Origin of the sequence: Streptomyces sp. NBC_01233 (assembly GCF_035989305.1) — a bacterium.
GTDB lineage: Bacteria > Actinomycetota > Actinomycetes > Streptomycetales > Streptomycetaceae > Streptomyces.
Map to the genome: position 1 here is coordinate 6,967,169 of NZ_CP108514.1, position 23,898 is coordinate 6,991,066.

The following is a 23,898-nucleotide window of genomic DNA, read 5'->3' on the forward strand; positions in this document are numbered from 1 at the left end:
GGTGTGGCGCCGGGGTCGCGTGCTGCTTCGCGGGCTGCTTTGGTCGAGCGGGCTGGTGAGCTGGCGCAGGGCCTGCTGGGGGAGGCCGCGGCGCACCGGGCGATGGCGTTGGAGGCGCTGGCCTCGTTGCCTCCCGCCGATGGTGCTGCGGGGTCGGTGTGGGTGGCGATGGCCGGTCCGGGCGGGCCGGTGGGGAGTCTGGTGGTCGCCGGGCTTCAGGCGGGAACGCGGGATCAGCGGCTGGCGATGCGGGAGGTTGCGGCACTGCCCGGTGGGCGGCGGATGCTGGTGGAGGTGGAGGTGGGGTCCTCGCCGTCGCTGCGGGACATCTCCCGCTACGCGCAGCAGCCCGAGACGTTCCCGTACCTGTTCGCCGGGCAGACCGTGCTGACGGTCAGTGACTGGCAGGAACGCCAGGACGAGAGTGGTCCCTACACCCATGTGAAGGCGGCCGAGGCCGGCCCGCAGGCCGAGCCCGACGAAGCGGACTGGAACAGCGGTTCCGATTCGGAGGCCGACGACTCGACGGAGCCGTTCCTCTCACCCGCGGACGAAGAGTCCATGCTGACGGACATGAGCCGTACGTACGACGGTTCACTTGCCTTTGTCATAGCCAGGGACAACATGCTCGTCGCTCCAGCGAGGGCCTTCCTTGGCGGCCTGTCGGTGATCCTCTCCCAGGGGCATGAACGTGACGACGTCGAGGAGGCTTTCTTCAGGTCGGGAACCGAGAAGAATCCCGAAGAGGCGTTCCACCTCCTGACCGACGAGGAGGTCGACGCCACCACGCTGGACCGCGTTGTCACCGCCATCGTCGAGGCCGCATACGCGAACACCGGCTCGCCGCTCACCCTTGCCCGGTTGTGGGCCGACGATCCCGATCTCAATGGTCATGGGTTGCCCGTCCGGCCGACGGGAGACACCTTCGGCGCGGCAGTGGAGTGGCTACTGCGTGTCCACCGGGCCCTTGACGTCGCCGAGTCGCCACCGATGGCCTTCCGGGACGCACTGATGGCCTGGTCGCTTTCCCGGGAGATGGCGCTGCCGGAGTTCCTCCAGGCGGCGCAGCGCGCGGGAGTACGGGATGCGACGGAGCCCGACGCCGACGCGGACCCGACGGTCCTGTACAGCTGGGCCGACCACGCCCTGAAGCTGGACAGTCGGCTCGACAGCCCGCTCATGCCCGACGACTTCGACGCGGAGAATCTCGCGCTGCCGCACCGTCGCCTGTACGGGTGGTCCACGGCCTGGATGAAGGACCGGCTCACAGGCGACGCAGACGGCCCCGGCAGCACGAACATCCTGCGGTCGATCGCCGACCTCGCCAACATACCCGGCAGTCGTGGTGACTACCGCCAGTTCGCTCTGGCCGACGGGGAGGTATTCGCCGAGGAGAGCGACAGGACGCGCGTCGAACGGCAAGGGGCCCTCTGGTCGTGGCTGTTGCGCCACGGTGACCCGCAGTTCCTACGCAACGTCCACATCGAGCACGTTCCGGCTTTGTTCCTGGTGACAGGCCCGGATGCTCCGTTGCTGCGGGTTGCGTCGGAGGCGGGGGCGGCGGAGCTGGCCTCAGCGGTGTGGTCGGCTGTGGTCACGGCTTTGGCGAGTGAGGATGTAGGGGCGGCGCTTCCGCTGCTCTTGCGTCGGGACGCGATGACCGATGATCGCCTGGCCGAGGTGCTGGGTGCGCCGGGCTCCGGCGGGGACCGGGGACTGGGAGAGCTGGCGGCTGCGGTCGCCGCGCGGTTGGTCCCGAACGTCGAGGCGTTCCACGGTGATCTGCGTCGGCATCGGGAGATGGCGGTGGAGGCGGTGGAGTTGCTGCCTGCGGTTTTGGCCCCGGTGTACTGGACGGCGCTCGCGGGGCAGTCGGTCCTGGAGGTTCCCGCGCTGCATTCCGCGACCACGAGCAAGGAGGTGGCGCTGCGGGAGGTGTCGGGCATCGGTCCGGGCCGGCCCGTGCTGTACGAGGTCCGGGAGGCGACGGCGCGTGATGTTGCCGTGTTCGCCGCGGAGCCGGGTGGTCGCCCGGCGCTGTTCCCGTACCCGACGCGGCTGCGGGAGACATCGCGCGAGGAGGTCCTGGACGCGGCGAGCGGACGGTGGCACACGCATGTCGTGCTCGCCGAGCTCCCGCGGCCGCTGCCGAAGGATGCCTGGGACCAAGAGATCATCACTCGAAATCTGATCCATCCCTCTACGGGCCGAATCATCGGCGTCAGCACACAGAGCGGTTCCGAGGCTTTCCTTCACGAGAACGACACCAGCCGGTTCTTCGAGCGGCGCGAGTACTTCGTGACGGACGGCAGCGATAAGCGCGGGCCGCTACCCGTCCCCTACGGGACCGAGGAGGAGGAGTTCCTCTGGCTTTCCCACGGTGACGTGAACGCCCTGGCGGCCGTCGCCGGGTCCCGGAGGGGCCACCGGGTGGCGACCGGCGGGGAGGTCGGACGGTTCCTGCGCAACAGGGTTCCGGTGTCGCGGCCCGGCGAGAGGCTGCGACTCGTTGTCATGGCCTGCCACGCCGGGCGGAGTCTCCCCGGCATGAACCCCTGGGCGCAGACCGTGGCCAACGAAAGTCGGCGGAGGACTATCGCCGCGACTGTGGCGACTGGTTACGCCACCACCGATGGAGTGGTGGATGCGGATGTGGTGCTTCTGGACGGGCCCGGCAGGCCCGAGCCTCGCTGGCTGACGTTCGTTCCCCAGGAGAGGGCTGAGGCCGAGGCGGCCGTGCGTGCATGGGGACGCTCTTTCGCGGGGGCGCCGTACCGCTTCGCCGCGCTCTTCGGCTCGGACGACTGGGACGCGCGGATCCGTGCGCACGAGCATGCCTTGGGCCGGGCGCTCGCAGCCGATCCGCAGCTCACCGCTTCGGCGACGCAATTGGTTCGTCGCCTCATCGACGCTCAGATCGAACTGCGCGATCACGAGCACGAGCACGAGCACGAGCACGAGCACGAGCACGAGCACGAGCACGAGCACGAGCACGAGCACGACGACGAGGGCGCGGAGAGCGTCTTCTTCGTGGCGGACGGTGATACGGGCGAAGCGGAGACGCAACTCGGCCGGCTGCTCGACGAGAACACGGTTGCGTTCTTGCCGGGTTACGCGCAGGCCCTGCTCGGTGCGATGGCCGGTGACATCGAGCACGAGCCGTCCGGTGAGGAAGACGTGGTCGAGCTTGAGAAGCGTGGCTTCCTCACCGTCAGTGCCCCCGACCGAGTGAGCAATGTACTGGAGCGCGTGGAGTCGGCCCTGAACCTGTCCGCGCGTCAGATGGACGAACTGCGGCTGATCATGCTGGGCGGACTGCTGTACGGCAACGAGTACGGTTTGTACGACCTCGTGCAGGCAATCGTGGAGGCCGACGCCGCGTACGGCGCGGAGCGCTGGCTGCCGAGTGGCGATGCCGTCCACCTGTACGCGTGGGTTCGGATGGTGCTGCGGTCACGCGGCCTGCCGGAGGTAGCAGACGATCGCGCGTGGGAGCTGCCGCACCACGGTGCCTACCTCGACCGTCTGCGGTGGTTCACTCCCGAGGTGAGCGGGGACGGTGCTGTTCCCGATGGTGTCTGGCAGGCGCTGGCTCGGGGGGAGGCCGCGCTTGCGGCCGACGGTCCCACGCCGAAGCCGCGGTCTGGCGACACGGCTGCGCCGCTCGGCAGCTGGCGTGCACGGCAGCTCGCTCTCACCGCGTGGCACGAGCGCCACGGAGGTTCGGCGCTGGACGGGCTGCACCCCGCCCATGCTGCGGCCCTGTATCTCCTCCGCGGCCCCGACGGACCGTTCATCGCGAGCGGGGGACGGGGGGAGGAGCTGATCACGGCGGTGCGGTCGGCCGCCGCCGGCATGGGGCGGTATCCGGCTCTGCTGATGCGCGATGACGGCTTCGCCGAGCTGGCCCGCTCCCTCGACCAGGCTCCGCCCACCGGGCGACCCGTCCTGTTGAGTCAATTGTTCAACCGTGCCAATGGCCTCCTGCCGGACCTGCAGAGCGAGGTGCCGATGCACCGGGCGATGGCTGTAGAGGCGCTGGAGGCATTGCCTGAGCCGGCCTTGGGCGGCCCTCCGGTATGGCTGACGCTGCTTGTGCCCGGCGTGCTGGCGGATACGGAGCCGGCGAGGCAACCGAACGGCTTCGGCTCCTTCGTGGTGCCGGCCTTGACCGCGGCCACGCAGCACGCTCGTGTCGCGGCGACCGACCTCCTCGCCGCGGCCACCGAGTCCGGGGCCGGACCGGAGGCCTACCGGGTGCAGGCCGAGGTGGTGGCGTCCCGCCACCGTGATGTGTCGCTGTTCGCTCCGGACCCCTCCCGGGGGGAGGCCGTATTCCCCGAAGGGACCGTCCTGAAGGTCCTCGACCGCGAGGTCCGCGAGGATTTCCACGGGCCCTACGTGCACCTGCGCGTGACCGACCCGGAGGTGGACGCGCCGGGGAGCCCCGATGACCGTCCGGACCAGGGACCGGCGGAACCGGAGGAGCAGGACTGGAACTCCGGCTGGGAGGAAGACGAGCCGGACCTGCCGTCGCTGGATGACCAGAGCCTGGTATACGAAAGAGCAGTGGGCCACGTCCTGAGCGGCGACCCGCACCTGTTGGGACTGGCGCGCAATGCTGTCGCGGGCCTGGAATCCTTCTTGACGGGAGCCGTGGGAGGAACGGCCCCTGTGAGCCAGGCCTTCTTCCCGACCGGTACGGACAGCGACACCGAAACCGACCTGCGGAGACTGATCGACAGCCCTAACACGCAGATGCGTGCCCTCGTGCAGGCGTTCTCCAGCGCCGCGTACTCCCATCCCTCCTCGCCCTACACGCTGGGCGCCGTCTGGGCGGCCCACCCCGCGCTGCGTCCGCAGGGCGTGCCGCTCGCCCCCGCTGCTGCCGAGCCCGGGGCCGTCGTGGAGTGGCTGCTGCGTGCCTATCGGGCCCTGAACCTGGCCGACTCCGACTCACTGCAGTTCCGCAATGTCCTCATGGGTGTCATGCTCGGCCAGAACAGCATGACCTTCCGGCAGGTGTTGCAGGCGGCGCAGCGGGCAGGGGTGTGGGACCCGGCGGAACCGGACGCCCGAGAGGCGGAAACGGTCGCGCTCCACAGCTGGATCGACCACGCGCTGAATCCGGTGGAGCGCTCGCGCACAGCGCGGCTGCCGTGGGGCTTCGAGGCGGGCGAGCTCACGTTGCCGGACCGTCGGCGGTACGCGTTGCTCAGCGACTGGCTCACGCCGGAGTTCACCGGTGGCGAGGCCGTGCTGTGGTCGATCGCCATGCTGACCGGAGCACCGGGAAGCACCGAGTACGACGCGGTCCGGCGACAGCCCACCGTCGCCGTGCCGGCGGTGGAGACGCGGTGGGACGCGTTGCGCGCCTGGATAGTGCGCCATGGACACCCGGTCGTATTGCGGAACGTGCAGACCGAGCATCTCCCGGCCCTGTATCTGGCGGCGGGACCGGACGGGGCACTGCTGCGGGCACCGTTGGACCAGGGCCCGCAGGTGCTGGAGCCAGTGGTCAGGACGGTGGTGGCACGGGCGTTTGCCTCCAGCGACGTACTGGCGGAGCTTCCGCTGTACGCGCAGCGGCCGTCCGACGTGGCAGGTCTGGTGATGCAGGCCCAGGCGGTCGGAGCGGCCGATCCCGGTCGGCCGGCGCGGCTGACCGCGCTGGCCAACCGGACGGCGGACCTTCTGCTGGTCCAGGCCGAGCGGCTGCACCGGGAGGTGATCCGGCACCGGGAGATGGCACTGGAAGCGGTCGAGCTGCTGCCCGCCCTGCTGGCCTCCGTGTGGTGGGCCACCCGCGATGACCGGCCCGTCAGGGCGGTGCCCGCACTCCACCCGGCCCGTACAAGCAGGGAAGCGGTCCTGCGCGAGGCGGCCGCCGACGGTGAGCCGGGTGCTCTGGTGGTCTATGAGGTCAGGGAGTCGACAGCGCGCGACGTCGCCGTCTTCGCCGCGACCCCGGCGTCCGGACCCGCGCTCTTCCCCCGGCCGACCGGTTTGCGCGAGGTGTCGCGTGAGGAGGCTCTCGATGTCGCGACCGGCCAGCGGTACACGCACGTCGTCCTTTCCGAGCTGCCCGAACCATTGCCGGCCGGTGCATGGGACCGGGAGATCGTCACTCGCGCCGTCACCCGTCCCGGGACCGACCGCGTTATTGGCGTCGAGGCCATGGCACCGTCCCTCGAACCCGCCCGGACCAGGCGAGTCGTCGAGACCTTCTTCGACGCCAGGACCTACGAGGTGGTCGACCAGCGGTTCCCCCGGAGCAGCGGAGCCCGTGCTCTTCCCTGGGACGGATCGGGCGACGGCTTCGTCCTGAGCGCTCGCACGGGTCAAGGCATGTACTTCTCCGTCGGATCCGGCAGAGGACGACGCATGGTGACGGGCAGGGAACTCGGCCGTCACCTGCGGGTGCTGCTCGAACACTTCCGTCCCGGGGAGCAGCTCGCTCTGGTCCTCGACGCACCACGGTCAGGCCGGGTGCTTCCCGGCTTGGCCCCCCTCGCGCAATCGGTGGCGGCCGCGAACCCGCGCCAGACCGTGTGGGCGCCGAACTCCGGCAGCTCCACGACGATCCAGTCCGACGGCACCGTTGGACTGAGCCTCGAGAACCACTCTGCCGAGCCGGCGCCGCGGTGGCTGTCGTTCACGGCCCCTGACAGGGCTGCCGTCGACGCGGCCGCGCGGGACGCGGAAGCCGTCTTCGGGGGGGCTTCGGGGCGGTACGCCGCCCTTTACGGCACCGCGCGCTGGGAGGAGCTGGCCCGGGCGTACGAGGACGCCCTCGGCCGGACCCTGTCCGGCAACCGACGACTGGTCAGGCAGGCTCGTGCCCTCGTTCGACGGCTCTACGAGAGCTACTTGGCGGCGGAGCCGAACGACCCCGACCTGGCGCTGCGCAAACTGCTGCCGACGGCGGACCCGGCCACCCTCGACCACGCGGGCATACGAGCCCACCTCTTCGACCCGGGGTCCGCGGTCTCGCTCCGGGAGCTCGTGACCGTCCTGGCGGACAGCCTCGCCCCGGGCTTGTGGGCGCAGCTGCGAAACGAGAACAGCGGGGCCTCCAGGAACCTGCGCACACGCGGCCTCCTGGCCATCAGGAATCCCGGGCTGCCCCGTGAGATCGTGAGGGCTTTGAAGGAGCACATCAACCTGACCGAGACGGGTCTGGAGGTCGTGCGGGCCGTACTGATGGGAGGCTTGCTCCCGGACAACCTCTATTCCCTCTATGACCTGTTCGATGCCCTGCTGCCCCTCGATCCGGGTGCGGGACTGGAAATCTCCCTCCAGTACGGCGACGCTGCGAACCTCTACGGATACGTCCACCGGCTCCTGCTGCCCTACCAGCTGTGGCGGACACGCCAGGACCCGCCCGTGCTCCCGCCCCATCACACCGCCTACACCGACCTGGTCGCCCCACTGTTCCCCGGCCGCCCCCAGTCGGCGTACGCCCTGGCCCTGTCGTTGCTGAGCGGGCCGGACGCACCTTTCCTCACCGCTTCCTACGCCGGTGCCGAACACGACCGGGAAGTCGTCCGTGCGGTTCTGGCTGCGCTGGACGGTGCGGGCCGCCGCTTCCCCGTCCTGCTGATGCGCGATCCGGCTTTCGCCGAACTGGTCGACGAGTTCGCCACCGCAGCCGAGGACGTGCGCCCGGCCTTGCGGCGAGCGTTGCTCACCCGGGCCGGTCAGCTGCTCGGCGACCTGCGCCGGGAGACCCCGGCGCACCGGGCGATGGCCCTTGAGGCGCTGTCCCAGCTGGCGGCCGCGCCCGCCGGCGAGGTCGTGTGGCTGACCATGTCCGGGCCGGCGCAGCGCGTGGCCACACTGCTGGTGCCCGAGCTGTACGCCGGCACGTGGGACCGGGCACAGGCACTGCGCGATCTTGTGGGTGCAACCGCCGGAGGCGAGGGCGTGCTGCGGCTGCTGGTCGAGGTGGAGACCTCGACGGCGTACCGCGACGTGTCGGAGTTCTCGTCGGATCCCGGCCGCGGGGAGGGGCGGTTCGCGCGACCGGAGACCCTTCGCGTCCTGGACTGGCAGGAGCGGCGGGACGAGGCGGGCGGCCGGTACGTGCACGTGCGCGCCACCGCTGCCGGGACGGAAGTACAGCCGGACGAGGGTGCGGGGCAGGCGGGGGCGGCATCGCGGAACGAGCCCCTGAGCGCCCCTGTCGCGTTGACCCGCCCGCGGCTGCTCCTGCTGGGGCTGCCGCAGACGCCGATCATGGACGACGCGGCTGTGTACGGCAGTGCCCGGTGGGAGGAGCTCACCGGCCAGTACGAGGCGGCCGTCGCGCAACTCCTTGGGCAGGGAACCGAGGTAGTGGCCCAGGCACGCGCCGCGGTGGCCCGCCTCTACACGTACCTGTCCCGGAAGCACGGGGAGAGCGCCGCCCGCGGAGCCTTCTTCGACCCGGCTCCGGCCCGCTCCGGAGCCGCGGCGGCCATGCGTCGGCTGCTGGACCCCGGCGCTGGCGCGACCCTCGACGAAATGATGACCGCCTTCGCTAACGCGGCCTACGCGAACTCCACCGACACCTACACCCTGAGCCGTTTGTGGCGCGACCGCCCCGAGGGCGGCGCGGACCGCGGTGTCAGCCGCTTCTTCACCGCCTCACGGCACACACTGCGCGGTGTGGTGGCCGGCCACGCGCGGCCGGATGTGATGCCGAGGTCGGCCATCCCGGGGCCCCATCCCGAAGTGCGGACCATCCGGCTGCCCGAAGAGGGGGCGGAAGCCGGTTCGACGTCCACTACGCGTGGACTGCGGCGGAGGCCCGGGGGCGTCGACTCCGTGGAATGGCTGGTCCGGGTCTATCGGTGGCTGAACGTACCGGGCAGGGACGCCGGGCGTTTCCGCGACGCGTTGATCGCCGCCGGCCACTCCATGGTCGACGTCCTAGAAGCGTTCCAGCGCGTCGCGGGCGCGCGGTCCGTCGGGGAGCCCGATCCCGCCACGGCCGACGGCATGCAGGTGTACCAGTGGGCGGCAACCGTGCTGGTGCCTGACGGCCGGGCCACCGGCTCCTTGCCGGCACCGGGGCCGGACGAACGCCTGTGGCCGCCGCATCTGCGCCGTTACGCCGAGCTGATGGGCGAACTGGCACCCGCTACCCGCCTGCCGGGCGAGACACCGCACGAGCTGGCGCTGCGGCTGCTTGACGGGGCCGACCCGGTGCTGGCGGAGCGGCTGGGCGAGGAGTCGCCGTTGCACCGCGCGGTGGTGACGGAGGCGTTGGAGGCGCTTCCCCTGGTGGGCGGACCTGTCTGGTGGGTGGAGCGGACGCCGGGGAACCCGGCTTCCGTCGTGACGGTAGGACGTTTCCACCGTGCGGTCACGGACCCCGAAACCACCCTGCAACAGGCATTCACGCTCTCCCGGTCCGCCATCGGCCTGGCCGAGCGCGAGGGCAGCCACCCCGTGCTGTACGAGGTGGAAGGCTCCTCAGGACGCGACCTCTCCGCCGTCGGCGAGGCAGGTGCCGTTCGCTACGTGCGGCCGACGAGGTTCCGCGTGGTCTCCAGGGCCATCGCGGTAACGCAGTACGGCCAGTCGTATGTCCTCGTGAAACTCCGGGAGAGCGGCGGGACCCCGGTTTCGGCATGGTCGCGTGACGACGTAAACAACCGCGTGTCCGGTCTGGACGGGCGGTACACCGGTGAGTCCGCCCATGCCGCGCAGACGCCGCCGCAGGGGTCCGGGGCGGAGCCGGCGCGCACGCCGGCACCCGGCCGGGCGGTGCCGGTGGCGGAGCCCGACGAGGAGGACTGGAACAGCGGCTCGGACGAGGAACCCGCGGGTGATTATGACGCCGTGACCCGAGACGCTTGGATGCTCTCCAGCCGGTTCCTCGACGGCCTGCGCTTGGACCCGGGCCGTTCGGGACCGGTCCAAGACGCAGCGCGTTCCGAATCCCGCCCGGTGCCCGTACGGGAGGGTGTGGCACGGCACTTCGAGCCCTTGATACCGGCCCTGGGGGACGCGGCTGTCTACGGGAGTGCCCGGTGGGAGGAGATCACAGACGAGTATGAGGTTGCCGTCGCCGAGCTCCTGGGCGAGGACGCGAGGGTGGTGGCGGAGGCCCGGGCAGCGGTGGCCCGCCTTTACGCCTACCTGTCGGGGCAGCACGGGCAGAGGGCTGCCCGGCGGGCCTTCTTCGTCCCGGCTCCGGCGCACGGCGCTGAGGTGGCGGCGATGGAGCGGCTTCTGGATCCGGGCGCGGACGCCACCTTGGACGAGCTGATGACCGCCTTCGGCAACGCTGCCTACGTCAACCCCGAAGGCACCCACACCCTGAGCCGCCTTTGGCGCGACGGCTCCAGGGGCGCATGGCGCGGTGCCAGCCGCTTCTTCACGGCTTCGCGGGACATGCTGCGCCGCGCGTCGGCGGGCGTCACAGGTAACACACGACTGAACAACGCAGAGGCGGCCAACCCCGGTCCGTATCGGGGGAAGGTGTCCGCTCCACTCGTCAGGGAAGGTCTCGAGCTGCCGTTCCTGTCTGGTATGAGGGGGCTGCGCTGGGGGCGTGGTCGCGCCGATTCTGTGGAGTGGCTGCTCCGGGTCCACCAGTGGTTGAACGTGCCGGGTGGGGATGTGCTGCGGTTCCGTGAGGCGCTGATGGCCACCAGTGGTCACTCTCTGGCCGAGGTCCTCGCGGCGTCTCACCGTGCGGGTGTGTACAGCGTTACCGATCCTGATCCCGGTACGGTGGACGGCACGGGGTTGTACCGCTGGGCGGGGACGGTGCTGGCGCCGGTCGGCCGGGTCACCGGTTCAGGGGGCCCGAGCCGTCCGGCGAGCCAGTCGGGTTACGTTCAGCGTGTCGGTCCGGGCATGGGGGTCTCTGCCGTTTCCTCCCGGCGGCCCTCGATGGAGTCCAGGCTCCGGACACCCGTGCGGGGGAGCAGTGTTCGGCGTGCGGGGGCCGTGATTCCCTGGCCGGCGCTGGGTACGGACGAGCGGTTGTGGCCGCCGCACCTGCGTGTGTACGCGGAACTGCTCGGTGAGCTGGTGCCCACCACACGCCTGTTGGGGTCGGGTCCGGTCGATGCCGCGCGGGCCGGGGAGCTGGGCGGCCGGTCCACGCTGCCGCGTGAGACGCCGCATGGGCTGGCCCTGAGGCTTCTTGGCGGGGGTGCCGAGGTGCTCACGGACCGGCTGCGTGATGAGTCGCCGTTGCACCGTGCGGTGGCGACGGAGGCGTTGGAGGCGCTTGCGGAGGTGGCGGGGCCCGTCTGGTGGGTCGGGCAGGAGTCGGGGGATCCGGTCCTGGGGCGTCCCGGGGGGCTGGTGGTGGAGGTGGGGCGGTTCCACCGGGCGACCACGGACCGGGACGCCGCCGTGCGCGGGGCGCTCACGCTCGCGAGGTCCGGCGCGGGGTCCGGCGGGGGCGTGGGTGAGGCGCGCTATCCGGTGCTGTACGAGGTGGAACGTTCCTCGGGCCGTGACCTTTCCGACTTCGACGGGGAGGGGGTCGTGCGTTACCCGGGGCCGGTGGAGTTCCGTGTGGTGTCGTGGGCGACGGAGACGGCCGGGAGCGGGCACAGTTACGTGCTCGCGAGGATTCGGGAGGTCCCGGTGGCCGGGCGGATCCCGGTTTCGGCGTGGGCGCGTGATGACGTCAGCAGCCGCGCGCCCAGCATGGACGGCCGGCAGATCGGCGAATACACCCACGCCGCCCGGCTACTGGTGCCCGAACCCCGTGCGGAATCGGCGCACGTCCCGGCGCAGGCGCCCGATTCCGCGCCGCACTCCGCCGAGGGCACCGCGCGAGCCACCATCACGGCCAATGCCGCCCTGACGGTTGTCGTCGAGGATCTCGGCATCGATCCGGCAGAGCCGTCCGCCCTCGCCTCGACAGCCTCCGTAGGCGGCAGCCCCGCCCCGGCCGACGGCGCGCGGTCGGGGGTGGTGAGGCCCGGTTCGTGGCGGTTGCCGTCCTACTTGGAGGAGATGCGGGCCGCGGGTACGGCCCGTTTGACGGCGCCGACCGGTATGCGGTGGATCGCCGATGAGGTCCGGGCGCTGACCGCGAACGGGTCTCCCGACGCGATCCTGGACGCGATCACCGCTGGCCCGGAGGTGTTCCTGGGGCACGGGAAGCCGTTCCAGGTGCGGGGGGGCGACGGCTGGTACGACGTCACCGTCACCATGGGCCGTGACCCCCAGGAGCCCCGGACGCTGATCACCGCCGCTGACCTCGGTGGCCGGGCCGGCGATCACAACCGCGTGAAGCGGGCCACCGAGGCGGCCAGCGCGTTCGGCAGCAGCTCCACCCGGGGCGTGGGCCTGCGCTACGCGGGCATGCTTCTCCTCCCCACCGACAATCCGTTCTTCCTCGCCGGTGCCATGGCCAACGTCAACGTCCCCGTCCGCCAGTGGTCCACACGGACGGACCGGTCGCTGGCCGTCGCAGAGGGCCGGATCCTGGTCTCTCAGAACGGCCTGGTCGCGGTACCCCGCCAGGTGATGTGGCAGCTGCGCGTCCAGAAGGCCGGTGTACGGCACCCGCTGATGCGCGAGGGCCAGGGCTCGGTCGTGGCGCATGTCGCGATCGAGGAACTCGTGCCCGTCGGAGTGACGGCACGGCCGCCGCGGATGACCCCTCTCACTCCCGCTGTCGCGGCCCGTCTCAAGGTGGCCCTGTCACTCACACCGCTGTCCGCCGACACGGGGAGCCCGTACCCGGGCAACGGCAGCCTGTTCGGAGCGATCCAGAGCCAGGTCCACCCCTCCGTCATCAGCCATGGCGCACCGGGACGGACAGTGGCGTACGAGGCAGCCTCCTCCGAGAACTTCGTCCGGGACCTGCCGCGCATGCTGGCGGACTGGGTCCCCTCGCAGGACATGGCGAGCGCCCACGACACGATCACCGGTGGTTACCGCATGAGGGCAACCATCACCGCCGTTGCGCCCCTCACCCGGCTCGGTGGCGGAGCGGGAACGACCCCTGCGGCTTCGGCCGCCGACGGTCCCGCCGCCGTGGCAGGCCCCCTCTTCGAGGACAGCGCCGCCGTACCCCGGCCCCTGGTGAGCGGCTCCGACCTTCGGGGCATGGCACCCTTCCACGAGTCGGCCCTAGGCCGTACGACGCAGGTCACGAAGAGCGGTGGATGGGGCATCGCGGTCGGCCCGGGTATCGCCATCGGAGTCATGGCGGGCGGCCCGAGGGCGCGGGTGTTCCTGCAGCCGGGCCTGGAATCGAGCTGGAGCCGGTCAGCGGCATCGGGCACCCAGACCGTCGCCGTCCAGGGCAGCGAGATCCTGGCACCCCAGGTGTCCTACCAGGCCCGCGTCAGGGTCGAGGTGAGCGGCATGGGCCCGCGTCCTCGCACTCGCCCCGGCTCGGGAAACCGGCCGAGCGAGGCGGAGGTCACCGTCTGGTTCCACATGAGTGCGCAGGAGGCGGCCCATCTGGGTCTGCCGCTGCCCGAAGGCATGACCCCCTCACCACTGTTCGATCACCCCGGCTTCGACCGGGTTCTGCCCGCGGGCCCGTTGGGGAGCAGCGCGAGGCTCGTCGGGCTGGACACCAGCCAGCTCGTGGCGGCCATCGAGGGCCGGTTCCGAGAATTGCCTGCGCTGGCGGGTTACCTTCCGGGCTTCGACGCCTCCGACCAGCGGTCCACCTGGATGGCCCCCAAGGCGGACGAAACCCGCATGCGGGAGAACTATCGCGCATTGACGACCACGCTCTCCGCAGTCAACCTGATGACCCGTAAGCAGAAACTGCTCACCTCCGGCGTCGCGGTCAGGCTGCGCCGTAAGCACTGGAACGACACGGAACACCTCCTGGTCCGTGTCACGGGCCGGCTGCGCGACGACATCGCGTACCGCGGTGACATCAAGGACTGGTCGGTCCTGATGGTGTCGGGCCTGAACACCGACGTCCAGGGAGCGGCCGCGAGCCAGATGGGCGCCTCCCTCCGGGCCCGGTTCAGCGTCAAACCCGTTCCCGGCCACCTTTACCTCGCAGCCACCGGTGCCCTCGGTGCCTACAGCATGCGCGAATCGCAGTCGGCTCTGACAGCGAACCGTATGACGGGCACGACCATTGCCGGTCAGGACCCCGTGAGCGTGTTCGAGTCGGTGCTCGTCTTCGACGTGGAGATCACTTCCGTCCGGCGGCCGCGGCAGTGGCAGCGCATGGCCGTTCCGGGCGCCCCGGGCCGGGAGACCCCGGTGTCCACCGTCCATCTGGACACCACCGCCTCGCCGGAGGCCCTGTCCCTCGCGGCCGTACCCGTCATGCTGACAGCACCGACCGCGCTGACGCTCAAGCAGCCGGCGGCCGCTGCCGGGCTCGTCCGCGAGCGGCAGCTCCCGATCCCCATCGCGGTCCTCCCGGCGCGCGGTATCGCTGACATGTACGAGACCCGGTGGGCGGCCCGGCCGCAGGAGAGCAGGGTCACCGACTGGCTGTGGATGGAGGACACAGGAGCCGACCAGGCCGTGGTGGACATGGCCCGGGAACTGCTGACCGAGGCGGCGGGAGGCGACAGCGCGCTCGGCGTACCGGAGCTGGATCCTGGCATCCTCGTCGAGGACGCTTTCAGCCCCGAGGCCGTCGAGGCCGCTTTCCCGCTCGCCACCCGCAACGTCTGGGTGGTCGACGGGCTGCGCTTCGAGCGCAGGCTGGGCAGTATCCGCGGGGCGGTCGGCGTCCGCTTCCACGCGGTGCACCCCACCGTCGTGCACGTCACCGGCGGCAAGAAGGAGGCCGGTGGCAAGGAGAGCGCGGTGACGACACCGCCGCTCGACCAGGTGTACGCAGGTGGACACCGTGCGGGCTCGGCACGCGGAGGCGGGTTCACGCTCTCCGGCGGAGGGTTCGTGGGCGGCGCGGGCGTCGCGATGCCGACCCTGTGGATGTTCGGGGGGCTGGCGGCCGGCGCGGCTCGTGGCTGGTCACGGGCCTCCTCGTACGGCATCGGCGGCAGCATCGAACGCACGACCGCCTCCGTCAAGGGTGACCGAATGTTCCTGGTCCGGGCCGATCTCGATGTCCTGATGGTGGCCGAGGCCTCGCTGCGTGACGGCACCCCGTCGGTCGCCTGGGGGGGACGCAGGGTACCCGGTGCCATGTCCGCTTGGCTCTCCGAGGCCCAGGTGCGGGAGCTCGGCCTGGACGCACGACCGGACGCGCTGCTCAACACGTCGGCCACTACCTCCGCCCCGGATCCGGTGGCCCGGTTGCGCCCGCCGCACGGGGGCCCGCTGGGCTTCGGCCGGATCGCGCACGTGCCGGACTTCAGCCGGCTGCTGTCGGGCCTGCGGACACGGCTGGCGACTCTGGGCGGCAGGGACCACACGCCACTGCTGCCCGCACAACTCGTCGCGGACCGCTACCGCAACACGCAGCGGCTCACCAACCTGCTGAACACGATCGGAGGCCAGTCGAGGCTTGCCAGTGCCCTGGACGGTGGCAGCACCGTCACCCTTTACGGGAGGAACGGCAGCCCGGCTTACGTCGTCAGGTTCTCGGTGACCCGTGGCGAAGGCACCTTCGATGGCCGCCCGGACGATCGCCCGACCATGGAGCTCACGCAGAGCGCCACCCAAGAGGAGACGCTGGTCCGTGGGGCGAGCAGTGTCAAGCAGGGAGGAGCGTTCGCCCTGCCCGTCATCATTCTCAACGGTGAGGACGGCTACAGCGGTGGCTCACCGGCCCCGTTCGTCTCCGCCGGAGCGGAGACGAATCGGACGAACAGGCAGGCACTGAAACGGAAGTACGAGAACTCGGTTCGCGTCGGTGTCTCCTCCGACGTCGAAATGGTCCGCCTTCGTTACCCGGTGCAGGCGAGGCTGGAGGTGTTCAAGGCGGGCTTGGGGGTGGACTTGACGCCGGATGCGGTTGTCGAACTCGATGCTCCTGAGCAGGGGGAGGACGATCGCTATCTGCTCCAGGACATGCTGGAGTCCGACTTGCACGCGCTCACCCGCGTTCGGGCGGGTCGGGTCCCGGCCGCATCGCTCTGGCTTCCGATGAGCCGCTCGCAAGCTCTTGAGGACTGGCAGGGGCAAGGCATCCGACTGCCGGCCGAGGCCCAGGTCGACAGCAGCAGCGGTACCCCGCTGCTCCGTTCAGCTCTGCGGCAGTTGGCCGTGGGTCTGGGAACGAGGGCAGAGGTCAATACCGTCGGGACGAGTGCGTCGGAGGCGGTCGAGGGACTGTTCTCCACCGAGTGGACGACCGCGGCACTGCCCGGGCTCATCGCAGGCCAGCGGCTGCCCGACCTGTTCGTTTCCGGGCTGCTGATCGACGACGACGTGAGTGTCCGCCTGTACTCCCGCTTCACCAACGGGGAAGTTCTCGGGCCCGTCGACCGGATGGAGTTCGAGATCGTCGGCGGAGCCGGTACGGACGTACCGACGCTCGTCGAGAGCAGTTTCGGGACAGGTACCTCCGACGGGGAGTCGGGCGGCCCCTCGGCCTTCGGCGGGGGCTGGCTTCGCTACCGGGAACCGGACGTGCACGATCAGCAGAACAGTGGCGGGCCGATCCTTGGCGGTGCTGTTGGTCTGGGTTCGGGGGTTGGGTCGGGGCATAGTCCGCTTTCGCGGTTGAACACTGTTGCTGTGCTGGTCCAGTTTGATGTGGATCTGCGGTTGGAGGCGGGCCGTAGTCCGCGGCTTGGTGTCGGGTCGGGGGAGGTTCGGGGCACGGTCGAGGTTCCGCTGCCGGTTCCGGTGGTGGTCCGTATGGATCTGCGCTCGGCGGCCGCGATGGTGCGCTCCGGTGCGTTGCGGGATTCCGGGAACCGGCTTGGGCTGGGCCGGCCGGCACTGGCTCCGGCGCCGGGGTGGCCGGTGTCGGCTGTGATGCACGTGGTGCGTGATGTGAAGGGGAAGGTCCTGGGTGAGGCGTCGTTCAGCCCGGGGGAGTTCGCGCGCCGTGAGCCGGCTTTGCGGCAGGCGGCCGGGGCCGGCACGTATGTGGAGTGGAGCCGCGGTGCGGATGGCCGCCTCGTGTCCCGGCTGGTGCCGATGCCGCTGGAGTCACGTACGCGTTTCCTTCTGGCGGGGAACGGGGACAGTGATCATTTGGCCGTGGCCCTCGCCGATGGAGGAACAAGGCTTTTGCGGGGGGCGGATGTCGCGGGTGCGGTCATGGGCCGGCCGCACCTGGCGACGCTTTCCTCCGGGACGGTCATCGTGCTGCTCCAGCGTGGCACGGGAGCGGCGGATTCCGCGGTCGGTCGTTTGGTCAGTGATGCCACGGGTCTTGCGGTCATCCAGCCGCGTTGGGGGGCGGCCGCTACCGCGGCGGAGGGTGCTCAGAGCGGTTACGTGCATCTTCTTGAGGCTCCTGACGGGACGCCGGGCGGCTGGCTCGTCCATCATCCCGGCGGACGTACGCAGTCCCACATTCCGGATGCTGTGCCGGTGGTGGACTGGACGGCCCCTGGCTACCCGGCGCCCGTGTTCCACCTCGGCGCCTCCGCCTCCGCCTCCGCCTCCGCCTCCGCCTCCGCCTCCGCTTCCGTTTCCGTTTCCGCTTCCGCGGTGGTCCGTCCGTCTGCGGGGCTGGTCAACGGCCCGGTTGCAGGGGGTTTCGGGGAGCAGGGTCCGCAGCTGCGTGTTCTGGCGGACGGTGGCGGGAGGGCGTTTGTCTGGACGGTGTTCGGGGAGAGGGATTTCGGGCTGCGGGAGAAGGCGTATCGGCGTCTGCGGGAGGTGTCGCACTACGAGCAGTGGAGCGTCGCGCCGTCGGGTGAGGCTGTGGCGGTGAGGGTCGCGATGCCCGCCGGGGGGAGTGGCACCGCGTTCTTCGCGATGCACGGCCGGACGGCGGACGCCCTGGTCTCCGGGCTTTCCGTCGACGGCCCCGTCCGCCCGGAGTGGGCGTGGGCGAGGGATCTTGTGGACGGCGGGCTGGCAGCCGCGGGCTTCCACACCCTCATGTTCATCGCGTGTGCTCCGGATTTCCCCGTCGGCCGTCCGGCCGCGATGGACGCATCTTTGCGGCGGCTCGCTGAGCGTAGTGGCCTGACGGTCTTGCGGCCGCAGGGCCGCATCGCAGTCGTCCCCCCCGCGACCGCGACTTCGACCGGCGGGTCACCGGGTGTTTTGGATCTTCCTGTCGTTCACGTTCTGGAAGATGTCCGGGGGCGGGCCACGGGATGGACGGTGGTACGTCCGGGGCGGCGGCCGGAGGCGTCGCCCGTTGCGCTGCCCGCGTCCCCGGGCTCGGTGAGGTTCGCGTCGTTCTATGCGGACCGGCGGTGGCGGGCGTTGAGCTTCGAGTACGAGCAGGCGCTGGCGGAGGAGGCTGCGGGGGGTGATTCGGCCGAGGTCGTGAGCGGGGCGATCATGGGCCTGCTCGATGTTCTGACGCGGATCCATGGTGCGGACGGGGCGAATGCGGCCTTCTTCCCCGGGGGAGGCCGTGTGCCGCAGGGCGCGTGGTCCGTGCGGGAGTTCATCGGCTCCGAGCCGGGTGCGGCTGCGCTGATGGACGCGTTCGCGCGGGCGGTGTACTCGGATGCGCCCACGTCGCTGGTGTCGACTGTGCCGGGCCTGATCACCAGGCCGGCGGTGGTTTCGCCGGGCGGGGACGGCGGGCTGTACCGGTTGGCGCATGACGCGCGCGGGTTCCGTTATGCGGGGGGCAGGCGGGGGCCGGCGCTGGCGCTGATGGAGGCCTACCGGGCTTTGGGGGCGGATGCGGAGCAACAGCTTCGTTTCCGGGGGGCGGTTGTGGCCTGGGCGGTGCGCTCGGGTGTCCAGTCCCTGTCCGAGGTGCTGGCCGACGGTCAGAGCGCTGGTGTGGGCACGGCCGATGACGCGCTGACGACCGCGTTGGCGACGGACGGATCACGCCTGCACCAGTGGGCCGGACAGCACTTCGCCCCGGCCCGGACACTCCCGCACCACCGCCTGTACGCCGAGCGGTACGGCATCAACGGCGGGCGCGTGGTAGGGGACACGGCCGGCAACCACACGGCAATGGCTTCGGTGCTGGCGGGAAGCGGGTCGGCCGACGCGGTCGGCATCTCCTCCCGGCTTGTCATCCCCGCGTGGAAGACCGAGGCCCGACGCGAGCTACAGGCGCCGTACCTGACGGCGGTGAACGGGTACGTCTCTCCGGACGACCGTTTGTTCCACGCTTTCCTGCAGGCGAGCCGTCTGGGGGACCGGAACGGTGAGTGGCTGATGAGAGCCGCGATCCGGCACCTGGCGATGGAGCGGGGCCAAGGGATCTCGAACGGCGTTCCGGAATCACTGCTGACCGATCCCGACTTCAGGGCGCTGGCCGCTGACCTCGTACACCTCTTGAGCGGGCCGCCGACAGACGAACTCAGGGCGGGCATTGACCGGGCGTTGGCCGTGGTCACGGACCGTGTCCGTGCCTGGATGTCCGCACAGGCCGACCTCGCGGCCGAGGCGCTCGACCTGCTGGCGCCTTCTCAAGGTGTGAATGAGCGGACCAGTGACCGTCGCGTGTTCGTCACGATGGAGGCGATGCCGTCGCGTCCGTCTGCGGAGTTCGTCAACGTTTACGGTTTCGCTGGTCTGGTTCGGTCGGTACGTGGTCAGGACCGGAGGTCGCGGCGGCCGCAGAGCCTTGTCATCGAGCGGATTGTCGGGAGTGGTGGCATGCTGCCGACGCCTGAGTCCCGTCGTGTTCGGAGTGTCTCCGGGGACTGGGTTGTGCGTTTCGGGGGGAATGAGGTGCGTTTGCGTGAGGTGGCTGGTCTCGGCAAGCGTCTGGTTGAGGGTGTCGTGCACGCTGTGCTGTATTCGGCGCCTGAGTTGTTTGACACGGCGACCGGTCGTGAACTGGGCCTTGACCCGCAGGCGATGCTGCCTGAGAACGTTGAGGCGGTGCTGGCGTGGGTGGGCCGCTCGGTCACCGAGCCGGACATCCCGGCGGGGGCGTCCCTCCTGGAGTCCAGGCGGTCGCTCACTTTGAAGGAGCTTTTCGAGGCCGGTGTCGAGCCGAGTGTGGTCGTCCGTACCCAGGCCGCTCTCCAGGGGGGTGCGGTCACGGTCAGGGATGCGAGGCTGGGCCGGGCTGACCAGGCGCGTCTCCTGCTGGGCCGGGAGGACAGGCGGGACGGTCTGGTGAGTGAGCTCGCGGCGGACCTGATGGGCCGCAAGCTGGGGTTCCGCGTCGCCCTTGCGGAACTGGAGGACGCTTCTTCGGTGCGGCACCTGGGGGGTGCGGGGGGGCCCACTGTGCTGCTGGTCCTCCAGGACGGGCGCTACATGGTGGGTTTGATTCCGCCTGTGGGCGTCGCTGATCCCGCTGGTCTGGAGGAGGGGCCTTTGCGGGTGACCGCGGTGTCCGCGCCGCCGCGTCCGATGGAGGTGCTGGGCGACGTGCCTCCCGGGACGGAGCCGGATCCGGGGGTCGGGAGAGGTTCGCCGGGGTGGGGTCGGCGGATCTGGGCGGGGTGCTGGGCCGGCGTGAGGTGTTCACGGATGGCACTGCCCGGCCCCGGCGGCTGGTGACTGATTACACGCTGACGTCGCCGTTCGTTGGGGGGCCGGATGTGCCCGATGCCCGGAAGCTGGCCGAGGCGCCGTCTGTGTACCGTCTGTCCAGCCGGACGGGTGTGGCCCCGGGCCAGGAGGCTGGCGATGTCTTCCCGCGGTTCGTGGCGATGCGTCCGGTGGAGGTGCAGGAGCATCCCGTGCTGGCGGTTGCGGGGGACGGGAACCTGGCTCTGGCCGTCCATGGGGGGCAGAACCGGGAGTTCTTCGCGACGGAGGAGGTGGTGGCCGACGCTCACAGGCACCTCGGCCTGACCGGCGCGAAGCTCACGCTGAAGGTTGATCACTCGACGTATGCCGAGTTCGCGCATGACGGTGTGCTGAAGCGTCTGTACAGGGTCACGCCTGAGATACGGGGTGAGAAGAGTTCCCTGACGCGTGACTTCTCCGCGAAGATCCTGGGCGGTCAGCACCAGAACCTGGTGCTGCACGACGCCCGGCCCCTCGCGGAGGGGGGTACCGCGGCCACCGCCGCGCCTCTGGCCCATTTCGGTCACGACAAGGAGATCTCCGGGCCCGCCTACCTGGCGCAGGGGCTGGTGGAGGCCTTCCACGCACCCGAAGGCCGGCGGGACGTCCTTGGAGTGGAGTGGGGCCGCGCTCTTCTGGACAATGTCTGGAACTCTGTTGAGCAGGACTGGCCTGCCGTGGGCAGGGAGTACGGGCAGGCCCTGTTCCGTGCCAAGCATGATCTGCAGGCCGCGTGGCGCTGGTGGGAGCTGATCCAGAAGATCGGTGTCAACGAGTCGGCCATCGCCCAGAAGCCCGGTGACGGCTATGTCGTCCAGGCGCTCGCGCATGCGGTGACCGATAATGTCCGCCTCTACGACGAGGACTACGCGCACGGCACCGGTCCGGACACGCCCGCGGTCCAGCAGACGGCCGGCTACCACTTCGCGCCGGTCGTGGCAGGCGACGAGAACCACCACATCGCCCTGCAGATGTTCACCTCACGAAAAAACTTCAACCAGGACATGCGCGACGCCGTCGAGGCCAACCTGGCGCACTATCCCCCCTCCGAACTCGACCGGTGGGAAGCCCCCGCGGCCCCTGCAGACCCCGCGGCCCCCGCGGCCCCCGCGGTCCCGGCGGCTCCGGCGGTCCCGGCGGCTCCGGCGGTCCCGGCGGCTCCGGCGGTCCCGGCGGTCCCGGCGGATCCCAAGCGCGCCACGCGTACGCACCTGGCCAAGACGCTGCGGCTGATCCATACCCTGCGTGGGAAGATCGCCGCTCTGGACGCGGACCCGTCGGCGCAGGCCGATCCGGTCGCGGCCAGGGACGCCCTGGTGGCGCAGGAAGCACGGACGATGACTGCGGCGATCGCGCACATGAGCAAGCTGTCCGTGGACACGTACGGCGATCCGAACGAGGGCTGGTTCTTCACCATGCACGGGCGGAGCCCGGGGGAAAGCTTCTTCGACACGTGGGCCGGCCCGGACGACTCGGTGTTCGCCAACCCCATGGTCGTCCTGGTCAAGGGCGGTCACAACGACGCCAAGATGGAGGGAACGGCCATGCCCGGCGCACCACAGGGCCTGAGCGACTTCCATCGTGAGCGCCTGGGCAAGATCGCGGAGGAGATCGCCAAGGTCGGCCTCTGGCGGATCGCCCAGGGCATACGGCCCCCGGCGATCCGGTTCACCGCCCGGATCCACGAGGAGGAGGACCTGCGGACCGCCGCCGAGCGGATCGACACCGTGCTGGGAGCCTTCCAGGAGGCCCTCGCCACGAGTCTCGCCCGGCGCCAGAACCTGGACCCGCTGCCCGGCAACACCGCCGTGGAAACCCGCCACTTCGAGCTGGTACGGGACTTCGCACTGCGCCCCGAGCGCGAGGCGTGGCAGGGCAGCACCGACGGATCACTGGACTCGGGGTACGAGCTCGCGAGCTCGACGGACGGGACGCTTGACACGGTCCTCTCCCTGACCATCGAGCAGCTGAGCACGCTCGCCGTCGACATCGGCGTGCACAAGCCGAAGAACCAGCTCTTCCGCCAGCGCGACCCGCAGGCCGTCACCCCCCGCGAAGCCCTCCAGACGAAGGAGACCGTGTACTTCGTGCGTGACGCCCTGGGCGGCAGCGGTCTTCCCGACAAGCGGCTGCTGACCGCGGGCAGGCAGCTCCAGGCACTGCTGCACCGGGAGTTCGACCAGAACGGGGCCCCACGGCCCGAACACCTCAACCCCCTGATCCACCGCGTTTTCGGCCTCGCGCCCGACACGCCGGTGTCCCAGGCACACCGCTCAGAACTCTTCGAGCTGGCCGCACAGGCCAAGATCAAGCGTGTCGGCCTCACCACGGACCGACTACGGCAGATCCACGACCGGACGGCGTCACCCCTGGCGGGCCTGGCCCCCATCCCCATGCATCCACTGATCCGCCAGGAGACCACGAGACTGCAAGCACCCGGACTCCGAGTACAGACCCAACACGACTACGGAGTAGCGATGCTGGGCCGACTGTCCACTGCTCCGTCGTTGGCACCCACCTACAACCGCGTCCACTCCATACTGGACCAGTACGCCGCTCCCTCCCTTGTAGAGCAAGAGGCGGAGACTCCCTCGCCTGACCGGGACAGCACATCGCTGTCCCAGACCTACGATCCGAGGGCCCTGGATGCGCAGCGACGCCCAGCGGTGGACGACGGCCCCCCGGATGCCATGGCTCTCATTGCCCGACTGCGGGAGCAGGCGAACCTAGTCGACGAGTGGACGGCTGCCTACATAGGCCGAGACGTAGAGGCGAACCGAGAGCTGCACCGGGTGGTGGAAGCTGTACAGCTGCGGGCGACGGAGACCCAAATGGCAGCCGTCGCCGGCCTTGGCTTCCGAGACGGCCTGAACGAGGACTTCGGCACCCTCTTCAGCGCGCTGGAGATGGGATTGCTGAGTGATCTCCTGGGACCCTTCACACCACCCCAGGTCCTTCGGAGCGGAACCCCCTCCGGAGCCCGCCCGCCCGCCGTGGGCGCCGGAGGGCGCGGCGCCGACGCGATGGCCTGGGCGTTCAACGTCCGTCCCTCCCTCGACAGTGTTCCCCTCACGGCAGGCACGGCCTACTCGCTGATGCGGTACGCCGTCGAAATGCGCCGCCAGTGGGGGATCGAGCCCGACCTCGATCTCTTGCAGCTTGCACTGATCGGGTCCCGCCCCGAGGCGACGGACGAGATCCTCCGCGGCACACGGGTCCTGTTCGACGAACTGGCCGTGGGCCACGGGACCTGGTGAACGGATTCATCGAATTGCTACACGAGGGCAGTTACCCCAGCCGTCCGGATTCGCTACGATGGCATTCGGTGGGGCGTCTGTGCGCAGCCGGGCCGGTACGGTCCCGTCTCCACACACGCTCAGCAGATCGGCCACGGACGGCACTCCGGTGGCC

Annotated in this window: 2 protein-coding genes (1 of these 2 running past the window's edge); both read left to right on the forward strand. The window is 70.5% G+C overall.

Annotated elements, in window-relative coordinates; translation table 11 throughout:
- A protein-coding gene (locus OG332_RS33065) for a hypothetical protein (RefSeq protein ID WP_327416869.1) crosses the window boundary here: on the forward strand, positions 1–20,475 show its 3' portion. Its footprint begins 13,773 nt before the window's first position; the window shows 20,475 of its 34,248 coding nt (coding positions 13,774–34,248); the start codon falls outside the window, past its left edge; it ends in the stop codon at positions 20,473–20,475.
- A gap of 77 nt (positions 20,476–20,552) precedes the next feature.
- On the forward strand, positions 20,553–23,744 hold the full coding sequence (locus tag OG332_RS33070; RefSeq protein WP_327416870.1) for a hypothetical protein: 3,192 nt from the start codon (positions 20,553–20,555) through the stop codon (positions 23,742–23,744).
- The last annotated feature ends 154 nt before the right edge of the window (positions 23,745–23,898 follow it).